Genomic DNA, 15,443 nt, shown 5'->3' with positions numbered 1-15,443 from the left:
ACCCTGCGTCCGCAGCAAGACTTTCCCGGATTGCGCTGCGCTCCATCCGGGCTACGAATAGGGGCCTTGTTTTTTTCATATTGCGTCGCAATTGATATATTTGGCTAACACCGTGGTGACGCTGCGATTGCAAAACGCGCGGATCATTCCTGGAGAAATTCGATGTCGCTGGATTCAGATGTGATCGTCGATCGCCGCCGTATCAGGCGCAAGCTGACGTTCTGGCGCGTCGCCGCGGCGGTGGTTGCGATCGCAGCCATCGTCGGCGTCGGCCTGGTCGCCACCAGTGGCCGCGACGGGATCGCCGGGTCGGGCGCGATTGCGCGCGTCAACATCGAGGGGCTGATCCGCAGCAACCAGGAGCGCGTCGAGGCGTTCGAGCGGCTGGAGAAGTCGAACTACGCGGCCGTTGTCGTGCACATCAATTCGCCCGGCGGCACCACCGCAGGCTCCGAGCAGCTCTATGACTCGCTGGTGCGGCTGAAGGCCAAGAAGCCGCTCGTCGTCGTCGTCGAGGGACTGGCTGCCTCGGGTGGATACATCACCGCGATCGCGGCCGATCACATCGTCGCGCAGCAGAGCTCGCTGGTCGGATCGATCGGCGTGCTGTTCCAGTTTCCCAACGTCTCGGAATTGCTCAAGACCGTCGGCGTGAAGATGGAAGAGATCAAATCCTCGCCGCTGAAGGCCGCGCCGAACGGCTTTGAGCCGACCAGCCCCGAAGCCCGCGCCGCAATCGACGCGCTGGTGAAGGATTCCTATGCATGGTTCCGTGGATTGGTGAAGGAGCGCCGCGGCATGGACGACGCCCTGCTGGAGAAGGTCGCGGACGGGCGCGTCTTCACCGGCCGTCAGGCGGTCGATCTCAAGCTGATCGACCAACTGGGTGACGAGAAAACCGCGATCGCCTGGCTGGTCGCGGAAAAGAAGGTCAAGAGCGACCTGCCCGTGCGCAATTACAAGCTCAATCCGCGGTTCGGCGACCTGACATTCCTGCGCACTGCGGCCTCCGTTACCCTCGACGCCCTGGGCCTTGGCGCCTTTGCGCGGCAGATCGAGCAGGGCGGCATGGTGCAGGCGGTCGATCGGTTCGGTCTGGACGGCATGCTGGCGCTGTGGACACCCGGCGGAACAAATTGATCGTTGGCAGCGCGTGATCCTGGAGGTGTTCTCGCTGTGCGGGAATCACCACAAGCCCCAATCGGGCTATTTGTCACGCTAATTGACGATGCCGATCATTGATTTAGCGTCTTGACAGTGCACGGCATTTTCACGGAAATGGACATCCGCAAGAGCCCGGATCCCACTTTCGATGATCAAATCCGAACTTGTTCAGCGTATCGCCGAGCACAACCCGCACCTCTATCAGCGGGATGTCGAGAACATTGTGAATGCGATTCTCGATGAGATTGTCGCAGCGCTGGCGCGTGGCGACCGTGTCGAGCTCAGAGGTTTTGGCGCATTCTCCGTGAAACACCGGCCGGCGCGATCCGGCCGCAATCCGCGCACCGGCGAGCATGTGCCGGTCGATCAGAAGAGCGTGCCGTTCTTCAAGACCGGCAAGGAAATGCGCGAACGCCTCAATCGCGAGGGCGGTGACGTCGAAGAGGTCGACGCGTCCGAGGCCGACGCGTAGCGCGCTCTGGGTTGCTGCCGTGCTGCGGGCCGCGGGCCCGCGCTTTCTCCATCGCTATGAGAGATGGTCATGCGAAAGTTCTTCACGGCAGTCGTGCTCATTCCACTCGGATTGATTTTCATCATCTTCGCGGTCGCCAACCGGCACTGGGTGACGGTGTCGTTTGATCCGTTCAACTCCGTGACGCCCGCAGTCGCGGTCACACTGCCGCTGTTCGTCGTGATCATCGCCTCCGCCATCCTCGGCGTGATCGCCGGCGGCGTCACCACCTGGCTCCGGCAGGGGCGCTGGCGCCGCGCTGCCCGGCGGCACGAGGCCGACGCCCGCCAGGCGCGCGCCGAGATCGCCGACATCAGGGCCGCCGCCGCCCGGGACGACGCCAAGCGCCGCCCGGCCGCGGCCCCGGCCCAGCTCGGTTTTTACGGGTCCGCCGGGCGAGACAAGCAGGGCGCGACGTTGTAGAACCCGCCCCGTCGGCCCCGGATACACCCCGGCTCCGGCCGCCCGAAAATCCGTCCCGAGAGCCTGTTCTGAGAGACCATGTCCCTGCTCGTCAAAATCTGCGGCCTGTCCACGCGCGAGACGCTCGACGTCGCGCTCGAGGCTGGCGCTGACATGGTCGGGTTCGTGTTCTTTCCGCCGTCGCCGCGCCACATCAGCCTCGAGACCGCCCGCGATCTCGGCAGCCGCGCCAAGGGCCGTGCGGTGAAGGTCGCCCTGACTGTCGATGCCGACGATGCGACGCTCGAGAACATCGTCGAGACGCTGCGGCCGGATATCCTGCAGCTGCACGGCAAGGAGACGACGGCGCGGCTGCGCGACCTCAAGCAGAAGTTCGGCCTGCCGCTGATGAAGGCGCTGCCGGTCGAGACTGCGTCCGATCTGGCGCCGCTGCCCGGCTATGCCGGCGTCGCCGACCGCATCCTGTTCGATGCCCGCGCCCCGAAGGACGCCACGCGGCCCGGCGGCCTCGGCGCACCGTTCGATTGGCAAGTGCTGGAAAATCTCGATCTCGCTCTGCCGTACATGGTCTCCGGCGGGCTCAACGCCGGCAACGTCGCCGAGGCCGTGCGCATCACCCGCGCCGGCGGTGTCGACGTCTCCTCGGGCGTCGAGGCCACGCCCGGCGTCAAGGATCCCGAGTTGATCCGCGCCTTCATCCGCGCCGCGCGCGCAACCCAAGAACTGATGATTCGATGAATCCAAACCTGCCTAATTCCTTCCGCAGCGGCCCCGACGAGCGCGGGCATTTCGGCATTTTCGGCGGCCGTTTCGTCGCGGAAACGCTGATGCCGCTGATCCTCGATCTGGAAAAGGCCTATGCCGAGGCCAAGGCCGATCCATCGTTCCAGGCCGAGATGAACGGCTATCTCAAGGACTACGTCGGCCGGCCCTCGCCGCTGTATTTCGCTGAGCGGCTTACCGCGCATCTCGGCGGCGCCAAGATCTATCTGAAGCGCGAGGAGCTCAACCACACCGGCTCGCACAAGGTCAACAACGTGCTCGGCCAGATCATGGTCGCGCGCCGGATGGGCAAGAAGCGGATCATCGCCGAGACCGGCGCCGGCCAGCACGGCGTTGCCACCGCGACGCTGTGCGCGCGCTTCGGGCTCGAATGCGTGGTCTATATGGGCGCGGTCGACGTCGAGCGGCAGCAGCCGAACGTGATCCGCATGGAGATGCTCGGTGCCAAGGTGGTCCCGGTGCAGTCGGGTGCGCGCACGCTGAAGGACGCGATGAACGACGCGCTGCGCGACTGGGTCACCAACGTGCACAATACGTTCTACTGCATCGGCACGGTCGCGGGCCCGCACCCCTATCCGATGATGGTGCGCGACTTCCAGTCGGTGATCGGCAACGAGACGCGCCAGCAGATGCAGGAGGCCGAGGGCCGCCTGCCGGATTCGCTGGTCGCCTGCATCGGCGGCGGCTCCAATGCGATGGGCCTGTTTCATCCGTTCCTCGACGATCCCTCGGTCGAGATCTTCGGCGTCGAGGCGGCCGGCCACGGGCTGACGCAACTTCACGCCGCCTCGCTCGCCGGCGGCCGCCCTGGCGTCCTGCATGGCAACCGCACCTATCTGTTGATGGACGCCGACGGCCAGATCGAGGAAGCGCATTCGATCTCGGCGGGCCTCGATTATCCCGGCATCGGCCCGGAGCATGCCTGGCTGCATGAGAGCGGCCGCGTGAAATATCTGTCGGCGACCGACGAGGAGGCGTTGGCCGCATTCCAGCTGCTGTCGCGGCTCGAAGGCATCATCCCCGCGCTGGAATCTGCGCACGCCATCGCCAAACTGTCCGAGCTCGCGCCGCAGCGGCCGAAGGATCACCTGATGGTGGTCAACCTCTCGGGCCGCGGCGACAAGGACGTGCCGCAGGTCGGCGACATCTTGAAGGGCAGGAAGAAGTGACCACCCGTATCGACGCACGTTTCGCCGAGCTGAAGCGGCAGGGCCGCTCCGCCTTCGTCACCTTCGTGATGGCCGGCGACCCCGACGCCAAGACCGCGCTCGAGGTCATCAAGGCGCTGCCGAAGGCCGGCGCCGATATCATCGAACTCGGCATGCCCTTCACCGATCCGATGGCCGACGGCCCGTCGATCCAGGCCGCGGGCCTGCGCGCGCTCAAGGGCGGCATGACGCTGAAGAAGACGCTGGAGCTGGTCCGCGACTTCCGCAAGGACGACGATTCAACGCCGATCGTGCTGATGGGCTACTACAATCCGATCTACATCTACGGCGTCGATGCGTTCCTGGCCGACGCCAAGGCCGCCGGCGTCGACGGCCTGATCATCGTCGACCTGCCGCCGGAGGAAGATACCGAGCTCTGCATCCCCGCGATGAAGGCCGGGCTGAACTTCATACGGCTGGCGACCCCGACCACCGACGACAAGCGCCTGCCGGCCGTGCTCGCCAACACCTCGGGCTTCGTCTACTACGTCGCGGTCACCGGCATCACCGGCGCTGCCGCGGCCGATTCGAAAGTTGTCGGCGCGGCGGTGGGCCGCATCAAGCAGCACACCAAATTGCCGGTCTGTGTCGGCTTCGGCATCCGCACTCCGGAGGCCGCGCGCGCGATCGCCGAGAACGCCGATGGCTCGGTGGTCGGCACTGCGCTGGTCGACGCGCTCAAGGGCAGCCTCGATGCAGAGGGCCGCGCCACGGCCAGGACGGTGACCGCGGTGGCCGATCTCGCGTCCGCCCTGGCCCAGGGCGTCCGGGGCGCCAAGCAGGCGGCCGAATAGGCCACAATTTGCGGCAACTAGGCCGCGGGCGGCGGCTTGCCGGGCTTGGCCCGGCCCGCCATATACTCACTTCATGCGGAACCGACCCCGCATTTCGGAGCGAACCATGAATTGGCTCACCAATGTCGTCCGGCCGAAGATCCGCAACATCCTGCGCCGCGAGACGCCGGAGAACCTCTGGATCAAGTGCCCGGATTCCGGACAGCTGGTGTTCTACAAGGACGTCGAGGCCAACCAGTTCGTCATCCCCGGCTCGAACTATCACATGCGCATGGGCGCGGTGGCGCGGCTGAAGTCGGTGTTCGACAACGAGACCTGGTTCGACGTGGCGCTGCCCGAGGTGACGGCCGATCCGCTCAAGTTCCGTGACGAGCGCAAATATGTCGACCGCATCAAGGATGCCCGCGCAAAGACCGGGCTGAACGACGCGATCAAGGTCGGCTACGGCAAGCTCGAAGGCGCCGCCGCCGTGGTCGCGGTGCAGGATTTCGATTTCATGGGCGGCTCGCTCGGCATGGCCGCGGGTGAAGCGATCGTGCGCGGGCTCGAACTCGCGGTCGAGAAGAAGTCGCCCTTCATCGTGTTTGCCGCATCCGGCGGCGCGCGGATGCAGGAAGGCATCCTGTCGCTGATGCAGATGCCGCGCACCACCGTCGGCGTGCAGATGCTGCGCGAGGCGCGGCAGCCCTACATCGTCGTGCTGACCAATCCGACCACCGGCGGCGTCACCGCGTCCTATGCGATGCTCGGCGACGTCCACATTGCCGAGCCCGGCGCGCTGATCGGCTTTGCCGGCGCCCGCGTCATCGAGCAGACCATTCGCGAAAAGCTTCCCGACGGTTTCCAGCGCGCCGAATATCTGCGCGAGCACGGCATGGTCGACATGGTCGTGCACCGTCATGACATGAAGGCGACGCTGGCGCGGCTGTGCCGCCTGTTCACCAAGTCGCCGGCGCTGGAATCCGCATCGAAGCCCGCGGCCGCCGTGACCGAGCCGGCCCAGATCGTCACGGCACCGGAAACCGCGCCGGCCGCGCCGCACGCGTGACCGCAAGCGCCGCCCCATCGCAGCCCTCGTTCGAGGCGCTGCTCGCGCGGATCGCGGCGCTGCATCCGAAGCGCATCGATCTCAGCCTCGATCGCATGCTCGGCCTGATGGAGCGGCTCGATCATCCCGAGCGCAAGCTGCCGCCGGTGATCCACGTCGCCGGCACCAACGGCAAGGGCTCGACGATTGCCTATTTGCGCGCGATCCTGGAGGCCGCCGGCCTCAAGGTGCACGTGTTCACCTCGCCCTATCTGGTGCGGATCAACGAATGCTACCGGCTCGGCGGCAGACTGGTCGGCGACGACGAGCTGCGCGAAACGTTCGAGCATTGCGAGCGCGTCAACGCCGGCAACCCGATCACCATCTTCGAGATGGAAACCGCCGTTGCGTTCGCGCTGTTCGCAAAGCATCCGGCCGACGTCGCGCTGCTCGAGGTCGGACTCGGCGGCCGGCTCGATTCCACCAACGTGGTCGAGGCGCCGCTCGCCTCGGTGATCGCGCCGGTCAGCATGGATCACATGGAATTCCTCGGCGACAGGCTGACTGACATCGCCGGCGAGAAGGCCGCAATCATCAAGCGCAAGGTGCCGGTGATCTCGGCCGAGCAGGCGCCGGAAGCGATGGCGGTGATCGAGGCGCAGGCCAGCCGGATGCGCGCGCCGCTGCACGCGGCCGGCCAGCAATGGCACGTCAGCATCGAGCGCGGCAGGCTGGTCTATCAGGATGAGCGCGGCCTGATGGATCTCGCCGCGCCAAAGCTGTTCGGGCGCCACCAGTTCGACAATGCCGGGCTCGCGATCGCAACTCTGCGCGCGATCGACGCATTCAAGCTCAACATGTCGGCCTACGAGGCCGGCATCGTGTGCGCGGAGTGGCCGGCGCGGATGCAGCGGCTGGCCGCCGGTGCCTTGGTCGCCCAAGGCCCGCAGGGCAGCGAGATCTGGCTCGACGGCGGACACAACGCCGAAGGCGGCCGCGTCGCGGCAGCCGCGCTCGGCGATCTCGAGGAGCGGGTGTCGCGGCCACTCGTCGTCATTGCCGGCATGATGGCCAACAAGGACGCGGATGCGTTCCTGGCCAATTTCGCCGGGCTGACCCGCCATATCATCGCGGTCCCGGTGCCGGGACGCGACAACGGCATGGCGCCGGATCGACTCGCTGACGCGGCGCGCGCGCTCGGCATGCGCGTCGAGATCGCCGGCGGCGTCGACGCGGCGCTGCAGCGACTCGCCACGCTCGCCTACGAGGTGCCGCCGCGCATCCTGATCACCGGCTCGCTCTATCTCGCCGGCCCCGTGCTCGCTGCCAACGGCACGCCTCCTGCATAGGCAGACCGTAGCCCGGATGAAGCGAAGCGAAATCCGGGGCCGCTGTGACCGCGGATGGACCTGCCCCGGATTACGCTTCGCTGCATCCGGGCTACAAGGGTACGAGAGGTACGATGCGCTTTGCTGCGATCGCCGACATCCACGGCAATCACCTCGCCCTCGAAGCGGTGCTGTCGGACATTCGCGCGCAAGGCATTTCCGACATCGTCGATCTCGGCGACATGGTCAGCGGGCCGCTCGACGCGCGGCCGACCATCGACATGCTGATGAGCATGGATGCGGTCCATCTGCTCGGCAATCACGACCGCTATCTGATCGATCGCCCGCATGAGAAGATGGGCTCCTGGGAGCGGCGGACCTTCACGCAACTCGAGCCACGGCATCTCGACTGGCTACGCACGCTGCCTGCGACTTCGGTCTATCGCGACGAGATTTTCCTCTGCCATGCGACGCCGCAGGATGACGAGACCTACTGGCTCGACACCGTGCTGCCGGGCGGCGAGGTCCTGATGTCTGCACTGGACTCGATCGAGGCGAGGGCCGTCGGCGTGACGCAATCGCTGATCCTCTGCGCCCACACCCATCTTGCGCGCGCGGTACGGCTGCGCGACGGCCGGCTGATCGTCAATCCCGGTGCCGTCGGCTCGCCCGGCTATCGGGCCGGCAAGCCGCATCCGCATGTCGTCGAGGCGGGGTCGCCCGATGCGCGCTATGCAATCCTTCAGCAGGCCGATGGCGATTGGGACGTGACCTTCCGCCATATCCCCTACGATCACCAAGCGATCGCGGCACTGGCGCGGCGGAACGGCGAGGCCGAACTCGCTTCAGCGCTGGCGACGGGATGGATCGGGTAATCCGTAGCCCGGATGGAGCGCAGCGCAATCCGGGGCGGTGCATCCGCGGGCAGAACGGCCCCGGATTTCGCTTCGCTGCATCCGGGCTACGAGCTGCTACGCGTTACGACAAAACAAAACGGCCGGCTCAGCGCCGGCCGTCTCGTAAATCAGCTAATTCGAAGCGGGATCAGACCGCAGCGGAAATCCACTGCTGCAGCTTCGCCTTCGGCGCGGCGCCGACCTGACGCGAGGCCATCTCGCCGCCCTTGAAGATCATCAGGGTCGGGATCGACATCACGCCATATTTCGACGCGGTCTTCGGGCTCTCGTCGACGTTGAGCTTCACGATCTTGACCTTGTCGCCCATCGCGCCGGAAATCTCATCGAGAGCGGGCGCGATCATGCGGCAGGGGCCGCACCACTCGGCCCAGAAGTCGACGACCACCGGCCCGGTCGCCTTGAGCACTTCGGCTTCGAAATCGGCGTCAGAAACCTTGCCAACGGCCATGGAAGTACCTCGTTCGGTTGAGAAAGGCGCGACCTGAAGGAATCGCGCCCGGGAGCATGGGTCAAACCTATGAACGCCCCCTTGCCGGGTCAAGCTCGCTCACACTGAGCTGACCTTATGGCAGGGCAGCGTCCAGCGCGGGGGCGGAAATCTCCATGATTTCAGCGGTTTCGGTCCAGAGCAGGGCGGCGTGAACGAGCCGCTGGGGGTACAGTCTGGTGAGCACCGCGCGGTACAGGGCGAGCTGCCGGACATAGCCCTTGGGCGCCTCGGCGGCGGTCTTCGGCGGGGCGTGGTTGGTCTTGAAATCGACGATCAGGACGTCGTTCGGCGTTACCACCAGCCGGTCGATCTGGCCCGACACCAGCGTCTTCGGCCGGCCCGGCCGCTCCAGCCGCCCGACGATCGAAACCTCGGCCTGGCTGCCCGGCGCGAACACCGGCGCAAAGCGCAGGTCCACGATCAAGGCGAGCACCTGCCGGACCAGTGCGGCGCGCTCTTCCTCGCTCCAGCCGTCGGCATTGCGCGCGAGATAGCCGAGCGCAGCGTCACGGCGTCGCTCGGCGGCGACATCGGGCAGCGACTGCAGCAGGCGATGCACCAACGTGCCGCGCTGCAGGGCGCGGGCGCGCAGCAGCACGGAATCGCCGGTCCGCACATGGTGGCGCTCGTCATCGGCGGGATCGGACGGACGCAGCAAGCCGGCCGCCGAAACCTCGGGCGCGGCCGGCGTGCGCAGCCACGACGGCAGCTCGACCGGCGCCGCGGCCGGAGGCGCTGCCGCGCCGGCAAGCTCAGTGACGTCGTCCGGCCGCGAATAGCGCATCACCTTGCCGGCCGGCGTCTCCAGCTCCTCGAGCTCGAGCCCGGCACCGGCGAGGCCTCGCGTGATCAGATCGTACCAGGACGATTTCCGCACCGTTTTCATGTTGCCGGGCATGCAGCCGCCGACCACCAGGCGGTCGGCGGCGCGCGTCATCGCGACATAGAGCAGGCGGCGATATTCGTCCTCGGTGTCGCCGAGCATCGCCTCGCGGGCCTCGGCGACGCCGGGCGGATCCTCGGCCTTCTTGCCGGCCCACACCACGACGCCGGGTGCATGCGGTGCGGCGTTGCCCTGCGGCAGATGGATCAGCCGCAGCCGCTGCGTGTCCGATGGCGAGGTCGTGGTGTCGACCAGGAACACGACCGACGCTTCGAGGCCCTTGGCGCCGTGCACGGTCATGACGCGGACCTCGTCGCGCGAGATCTCCATGTCGCGCTTCACCTCGGTGTCGGCGGCGCGCAGCCAGGCGATGAAGCCCTGCAGCGAGGCCGGCGCCTTGCGCTCATAGCCCAGCGCGAGCTCCAGAAACTCGTCGAGCGCGTCATTGGCCTCGTGCCCGAGCCGGCGCAGGATGCGCGCGCGTCCGCCGTCGCCGCCGAGCAGCCAGGCGTAGAACGCGAACGGCGTTTCCTGGGTGAAGCGGCACTCGCAATGTTCGAGCCGATGCAGCACCGCCGCGAAGCGATCGTCGGCCGGCGCCTGCGCGGTCAGCGCCTCGCGCAGCGAGCCGCGCCGCTGGTACGCCAGCTTGAACAGATCGTCGTCGTCGAGACCGAACAGCGGGCTCTTCAGCGCCACCGCGAGCGCGAGATCGTCCTGCGGCAGCAGCAGCGCATCGGCGAGGTTTATCAGGTCGATGATCGCGATGTGCTCGGTCAGCTTCAGCCGGTCGGCGCCCGCGACCGGGATGCCCGCGTGCTTGAGCGCCTGGATCACCGCATCGAAGGCATTGCCGCGCCGCCGCACCAGGATCAGCATGTCGCCATAGCGCAGCGGCCGGCGCGAACCTTCGCTGCCGGTCATGGTGCCGCTGGTGACGAGGTGCTTGATCTCGGCCTGGATGCGCCGCGCCAGCTTCACCTCGGGGCTGGTCACCGAGACGCCGTCGAACGGCGCGCGCCAGCCCTCGATGTCCTGGCGGTCGTCGGCCACCGCGAGATCCCAGAGCTCGATCGTGCTCGGACCGGCGTCGGCCATCGCGTTGTGGATCGGATAGCCGTTCTCGACCGCATGGATGCTGCGAAAGATCTCCTGCTCGCGGAACACGTAATCGACCGAATGCAGGATCACCGGACCCGAGCGGAACGAATAGGTGAACGACACCGGATCAAATTTCAGCCCGGCTTTCTCGAACCGTTGCTTCAGATCGCGGCGGCGCCGGTCGAATTCGCGCGGCTCGGCGCCCTGGAACGAGAAGATCGACTGCTTCTCGTCGCCCACCGCAAACACCGTGCGCACCAGCCCGTCGCGCGCGCCGGCGCCGGAAGTGAACTCGGAGATGATGTGCGCGACGATGTCCCATTGCCGCGGGGACGTGTCCTGCGCCTCGTCGATCAGCACATGATCGACGCCGCGGTCGAGCTTGTAATGCACCCAGCCCGAGGAGACACGGTCGAGCATCGCAAGCGTCTTGTCGATCAGGTCGTCATAATCGAGCAGGCCGCGCTCCAGCTTCTCGCGGCGGTAGTTTGCCGCCGCCGCTGTCGCGATGTGGATCAAGGCCGCGGTGCGGTCGCGGGTGACCACGGCGCGGCGGCGCTCGATCAGCGGACCAAGGCGGTCGGCCTCAGCCTCGAACCGGTGGCCCGCGACAGAGTTCTTCTTGATGAAGTTGTTGGTGACGACCGCTGCGCGGGGCGCGCGGTCATCGGTCAGGAAGACGCCGAGATATTCGTCGACCTGGGCCGCGCCGGTAAATGTCAGTGCGCTCCGTAGCCTGTCGGCCTGCTTCTGATCCGCCTTGCTGCTGGTATCGAGGAGCGAGGCCATCTCCTTCCAGCTCGATCGCGGCAGATTTGGTCCATCGACGATCTCGCGCTCGACATCCTCGATGCGATCGTCCGGCGACACGCCGAGCGCAGCCGACATCTGTGCGGCGGCGGCTGCCGCGCTGCCGGCGGTGTCGGTCCAGGCCATGAAGTGATCGCGGCTGAGGCAGGCTTCGCGGACCACGTCCTTGAAGGTGACGTCGGCGGCATTTGCCATCGCCGTCATCAGCGCGCGGCCGATCGGGCTGTCGGGATTGCGTGACGCCTCCAGGAACACGGCGAGATTGGCGCGCTCCATCATCTCGGTCTGGTCGCGGTCGTCGAGCACGGCGAAGCGCGCCGGCACGTTGGCCTCGAACGGGAATTGTTGCAGCAGGCGGGTGCACAGCGCGTGGATGGTCTGCACCTTCAATCCGCCCGGCGTCTCGAGCGCGCAGGCGAACAGTTTGCGTGCCTCGCGCCGCAGTTTGGCATTCGGATAGGCGATGCCGGCCTCGCGGATCGCGGCATCGAGCCCGGCATCGTCGAGCGTCACCCAGTGGCCGAGCGTCGTGAACACGCGCTCGGCCATGTTCGCCGCGGCGGCCTTGGTGAAGGTGATGCAGAGGATCTTTTCCGGCGGCACGCCATCGAGCAAGAGACGGATCACGCGCTGCACCAGCACGTGGGTCTTGCCCGAGCCGGCATTGGCCGACACGAAGGTCGACGCCTTCGGGTCGGACGCGCGTGCCTGCGCCTCGCGGACCTGCGGCGGGATCGGTCGGAGCGCCTTCACCATTCCTCGATCCCCAGGCCGCCGGCGGCGGACCATTCCTTGATGCGCGCGAGATCGTCATAGGCGCCGTAGCGGTTCGCCCACATCGACAGGTTCAGCGAGGTGTAGGCCTGGCTTTCGTCGTCGAAGGCGCGGATCAGCGCCTCCAGCTTGCGCCGGGCGCTGTCGGCGGCTTCATCCGGCGGCTGCGGCGTGTCGCCGTTCTTGATCTTCAGTTCCAGCGTGCGCTGTTCGCCGGGCGGATTGTTGCCGCTCAGCCTGACATAAACCAGTTCGCCGACCGAGGAGTTTGCCGGAACGCCGGTGAAGCCGCCGTCGCGCAGGATCGCGGCCTCCAGCGTGAGCTGCGGCGACAGGCCCATGCGCACCTGCTTGCCGGTCGGCGGCTGGCCGGTCTTGTAGTCGAGGATCGCAAAGCTGCCGTCATCGCGCCGCTCGATGCGGTCGGCGCGGGCGGAGAGGGTGAAGGCCCTGTTCTCGTCGAGATGGATGGTGAGATCGCCCTGGATCTCCGCCTTGATCGCGGCAATCTGGCCGCGCCGGGCCTGCTCCCACTCGGCGAACCATGTCGCGATGCGCTGGAAACGCGGCCACCACAGCGCGCGCGCCTCGGGCCGCTCCATCAGCGGCGCAAAGTACTTGCCGCCGATCTCGCGCAGCGTGCGTACCGTGTCTGCCGGCAGCGCGTCGGCATAGGTTTGCGTGAATTCACCGAGCGCCTCGTGGATCGCCGAGCCGCGATCGGCCGCCGACAGCGGCATGTCGACGGGATCGAGCGGATCGAGCCGCAGGATGTAGCGGGCATAGATCGTGTAGGGATCGCGCAGCCAGTCCTCGATCGCGGTGACCGACATCTTCAGCGGCCGCGCCTCGCGCGGCGGCCGGGGCTCCGGCTGCGGGATCGGCTCGACCTTGTCGGGTCGGTCGAGCTCCGCGGCATACTTGACATAGATGTCGCCGGCCGCCGTCGCCGTCTTCCAGCGCGCCTCGCCGGCGACGGCCTCCAGCCGGTGCAGGAAGCGCGAGGCGACCGCCGGCGCGCCGCCGACCTTGGCGGCGTGGGTGAGGATCACCTCGTCGTTGCCGAGTAGCTGCGCAAAGTCATGCGCGGAGAGGCCGATGCGCCGTTCAGGCAGATCGAGCCCGAGCTCGTGCCGCATCGGCCGGCTCAACCACGGATCGATCCGCGGCGCCGGCGGCCAGACGCCCTCGACAAGCCCGCCGAGGATGATGCGATCGGATTCGGTGAGGCGCGCTTCAAGCTGGCCGAAGATGTTGAGCTGCGCCCGTGCCGATTCCGGCCGCCGCACCATGCGGTCGGCGAATGCGGTCTGGAACACGTCGGGATAGTCAGCGAGCGGCGTCATCAGTCCGCTCGGCTGCTGCTTGTTCAGCAGCTCATCGAACGCCGATGCCAGCACGGCGCCGGCGCGCTCCTCGAACACGGCGGCGACGCCGTGCTGGTCGCTGGACAGCGCCATCACCGCCTCGCGGTGACGCGAAGCCAGCTCGGCGAAATCATACGGCCTGGACGAGGACATGCCCTCGAGCGGCGCCAGCGCCGTCTGCAGCTTTGTGATCAGCACCTCGGCCAGATTGAGATCGCTGTCGCGCAACCGCGCGCGCTGCTCGGCCTTGTGCAGCGACGAAGTCTCGCCGCTGTTGAGCTTGACGAGTTCGGCGCGGAAGCGTGCGAAGTCACGGGCGATGCCGGCCGTTCCCGGCTGCGGCCGGGTGCCGCGCAGCAGCGCGATCTCCAGCACCTCGATCGCGCGCTTCAGCGCGCCGTGCGCGCCGCCCAGACGAAACAGCGGATGTTTGAGCAGCGCCAGCAAGGTCGGCGGCTCCAGTCCCCGGGCTGCGGCTTCGGCGGTGAGGCGGGCGAACACGCCAGCCGCGGTCTCCATCAGCGCATCGCCGCCGGAATCGTCGAACTCCAGCTTCCAGCGCGTCAGCGAGGCCATCACGCGGCGCGCCAGCGCGCGGTCCGGCGTCACCAGCGCTGCCGATTTGCCGAGATGCCGCGCCTCGCGCATCGCCACCGCAATCGCCAGCGCCTCCATCTCCGGATTGGGCGCCTCGACCACGACGAGATTGGTCATCCCGGCGGAAATACGGGCGACGATCTCGGGCCGCTCCAGCCGGTCATGCCATTGCGCGGTCGCGGTCGAGGGGCGCATCGTCTCCGACACCAGCACCTCGCGGCCGAGCGGTGCCGGCGCTGCGAGACTCTCGACATCCCGGCGCCTGATTCCGAAGCGGTCATGCAACAGAGCATGCATCGCGTATTGCGGATGGTTCGAGGATGGTGGCGTGGTGAACCTGCCATCGTCACCGCGTTCGCCGCCGATCGTGTTCCAGGACTCTTCGTCGAGATCGGTGTCGAGCCCCGGCAGCACCACCGCGCCATTCGACAGCTTCGCCACCGCATGCAGGAATTTTGCGGTGGCCGGCATCGAACCGGTCGAGCCGGCCGCGATCACCGGGCCGGCATGGTGTTTGGTCAGCCGTGCCGCCTCCGCCTCGATCAGTTGATCGCGGCGCGCCGCCGGCTCGATCTTGCCGATCTCCTTCAGATAGTTCGGCCAGGCGTCGCGCGCGATGCGCAGGAAGTCGAGCGAGTGCTGCCAGTATTTGTCGAGCTGGTCCGGCACCAGGCGGTCGAGTTGACGCCAGTCGACACCGCGCGTCACCATGTCGTCCATCAGCCGCGCCAGATCGCCGGCGAGTTGCAGCGTCGAGGCCGGTCCGCCGACCACCAGCGGCGCCGACACCGGCGTCTTGGCCCAGGCCGCGACCAGATGCGCCAGCGTCAGCCGGCGTTCGAGCTCGCCGAGCTTCGGCGGAATCTCCAGCGGTGCGGCGCCGCCGACCTCGTCGGATTGATCGGCGAAAGCGAGTTCGTCCTCATCGATGTCGCCGAGCGCGACGATGCGCGGCAGCACCGCGGCGTCGCTGTCGAGCACGTCGAGGAATATCTCGCGCGCCAGCCGCCCGGCGCGGCGGGTCGGCAGATAGAGCGTGGCGCTGGCGAGTTTCGCGGGATCGTTCCGGGCATCGAAGCCCGCGACCAGCCGGCCATCGACCAAAGCGGCGATGACGGTACGCAGGAACGGTGCAGAGAGCGGAACGCTGAAGACGCGCATGACAACCTGATTCGGAATCAGGCGCCAATATAGGGAGCGATGGAGGGAAGGTCATGGGTGAGGGACGCGCCATCCCCGTTCCCCGTCATGGGTGAGGGACGCGCC

General features: G+C 67.3%; 12 protein-coding genes. 9 read left to right on the top strand and 3 right to left on the bottom strand.

The genetic code is table 11. The annotated features are described in order from the left end of the window. Positions 1-162: 162 nt before the first annotated feature. The 9 genes from sppA (at position 163) to JQ633_RS14510 (ending at position 8,113) form a co-directional block, all read left to right on the top strand. The gene (sppA, locus tag JQ633_RS14550; RefSeq protein ID WP_211985729.1) at positions 163-1,140 is read left to right on the top strand and encodes a signal peptide peptidase SppA; all 978 of its coding nucleotides are present in this window, start codon (positions 163-165) and stop codon (positions 1,138-1,140) included. Positions 1,141-1,312: 172 nt separating this feature from the next. After that, on the top strand, positions 1,313-1,636 hold the full coding sequence (locus JQ633_RS14545) for an integration host factor subunit beta (protein WP_211985728.1): 324 nt from the start codon (positions 1,313-1,315) through the stop codon (positions 1,634-1,636). A 69-nt stretch (positions 1,637-1,705) separates the two neighbouring features. After that, entirely contained in the window at positions 1,706-2,098 is a 393-nt protein-coding gene (locus tag JQ633_RS14540) for a lipopolysaccharide assembly protein LapA domain-containing protein (protein ID WP_211985727.1), read from the top strand. A 78-nt stretch (positions 2,099-2,176) separates the two neighbouring features. Then, entirely contained in the window at positions 2,177-2,836 is a 660-nt protein-coding gene (locus JQ633_RS14535) for a phosphoribosylanthranilate isomerase (protein WP_211985726.1), read from the top strand. After that, entirely contained in the window at positions 2,833-4,050 is a 1,218-nt protein-coding gene (trpB, locus tag JQ633_RS14530) for a tryptophan synthase subunit beta (protein WP_211985725.1), read from the top strand. Before JQ633_RS14535 ends, trpB begins: the two co-directional genes overlap by 4 nt. Continuing rightward, on the top strand, positions 4,047-4,883 hold the full coding sequence (gene trpA, locus JQ633_RS14525; protein WP_211985724.1) for a tryptophan synthase subunit alpha: 837 nt from the start codon (positions 4,047-4,049) through the stop codon (positions 4,881-4,883). The genes trpB and trpA overlap by 4 nt, the downstream gene beginning before the upstream one ends. A gap of 106 nt (positions 4,884-4,989) precedes the next feature. Further along, positions 4,990-5,931, top strand: coding sequence for an acetyl-CoA carboxylase, carboxyltransferase subunit beta (accD, locus tag JQ633_RS14520; protein WP_211985723.1), 942 nt, complete (start codon positions 4,990-4,992; stop codon positions 5,929-5,931). Between the two features lie 95 nt (positions 5,932-6,026). Then, entirely contained in the window at positions 6,027-7,259 is a 1,233-nt protein-coding gene (locus JQ633_RS14515) for a bifunctional folylpolyglutamate synthase/dihydrofolate synthase (RefSeq protein WP_433995657.1), read from the top strand. A gap of 113 nt (positions 7,260-7,372) precedes the next feature. Next, positions 7,373-8,113, top strand: a complete 741-nt coding sequence (locus JQ633_RS14510; RefSeq protein WP_211985721.1) for a metallophosphoesterase family protein — start codon at positions 7,373-7,375, stop codon at positions 8,111-8,113. A 169-nt stretch (positions 8,114-8,282) separates the two neighbouring features. Here JQ633_RS14510 and trxA read toward each other — a convergent pair whose 3' ends face one another. The 3 genes from trxA to addB form a co-directional block, all read right to left on the bottom strand. Continuing rightward, positions 8,283-8,603 (bottom strand): thioredoxin, encoded by a 321-nt coding sequence (trxA, locus tag JQ633_RS14505; protein ID WP_171712798.1) that lies wholly within the window; start codon positions 8,601-8,603, stop codon positions 8,283-8,285. Between the two features lie 115 nt (positions 8,604-8,718). Next, on the bottom strand, positions 8,719-12,195 hold the full coding sequence (gene addA / locus JQ633_RS14500; RefSeq protein WP_211985720.1) for a double-strand break repair helicase AddA: 3,477 nt from the start codon (positions 12,193-12,195) through the stop codon (positions 8,719-8,721). Beyond that, positions 12,189-15,338, bottom strand: coding sequence for a double-strand break repair protein AddB (addB, locus tag JQ633_RS14495; RefSeq protein WP_211985719.1), 3,150 nt, complete (start codon positions 15,336-15,338; stop codon positions 12,189-12,191). The genes addA and addB overlap by 7 nt, the downstream gene beginning before the upstream one ends. Between the last annotated feature and the right edge of the window lie 105 nt (positions 15,339-15,443).

The sequence above is a fragment of the Bradyrhizobium tropiciagri genome (genome assembly GCF_018130505.1).
GTDB classification, from domain to species: domain Bacteria; phylum Pseudomonadota; class Alphaproteobacteria; order Rhizobiales; family Xanthobacteraceae; genus Bradyrhizobium; species Bradyrhizobium tropiciagri_B.
This window is presented reverse-complemented; position numbering and strand designations above follow the sequence as displayed.

Coding starts and splice junctions, on each gene's coding strand:
- JQ633_RS14545 (WP_211985728.1), top strand. CDS start 1,313: ATGATCAAATCCGAACTTGTTCAGCGTATCGCCGAGCACAACCCGCAC.
- JQ633_RS14540 (WP_211985727.1), top strand. CDS start 1,706: ATGCGAAAGTTCTTCACGGCAGTCGTGCTCATTCCACTCGGATTGATT.
- JQ633_RS14510 (WP_211985721.1), top strand. CDS start 7,373: ATGCGCTTTGCTGCGATCGCCGACATCCACGGCAATCACCTCGCCCTC.
- JQ633_RS14535 (WP_211985726.1), top strand. CDS start 2,177: ATGTCCCTGCTCGTCAAAATCTGCGGCCTGTCCACGCGCGAGACGCTC.
- JQ633_RS14515 (WP_433995657.1), top strand. CDS start 6,027: ATGCTCGGCCTGATGGAGCGGCTCGATCATCCCGAGCGCAAGCTGCCG.
- trxA (WP_171712798.1), bottom strand. CDS start 8,603: ATGGCCGTTGGCAAGGTTTCTGACGCCGATTTCGAAGCCGAAGTGCTC.
- sppA (WP_211985729.1), top strand. CDS start 163: ATGTCGCTGGATTCAGATGTGATCGTCGATCGCCGCCGTATCAGGCGC.
- addA (WP_211985720.1), bottom strand. CDS start 12,195: ATGGTGAAGGCGCTCCGACCGATCCCGCCGCAGGTCCGCGAGGCGCAG.
- trpB (WP_211985725.1), top strand. CDS start 2,833: ATGAATCCAAACCTGCCTAATTCCTTCCGCAGCGGCCCCGACGAGCGC.
- accD (WP_211985723.1), top strand. CDS start 4,990: ATGAATTGGCTCACCAATGTCGTCCGGCCGAAGATCCGCAACATCCTG.
- addB (WP_211985719.1), bottom strand. CDS start 15,338: ATGCGCGTCTTCAGCGTTCCGCTCTCTGCACCGTTCCTGCGTACCGTC.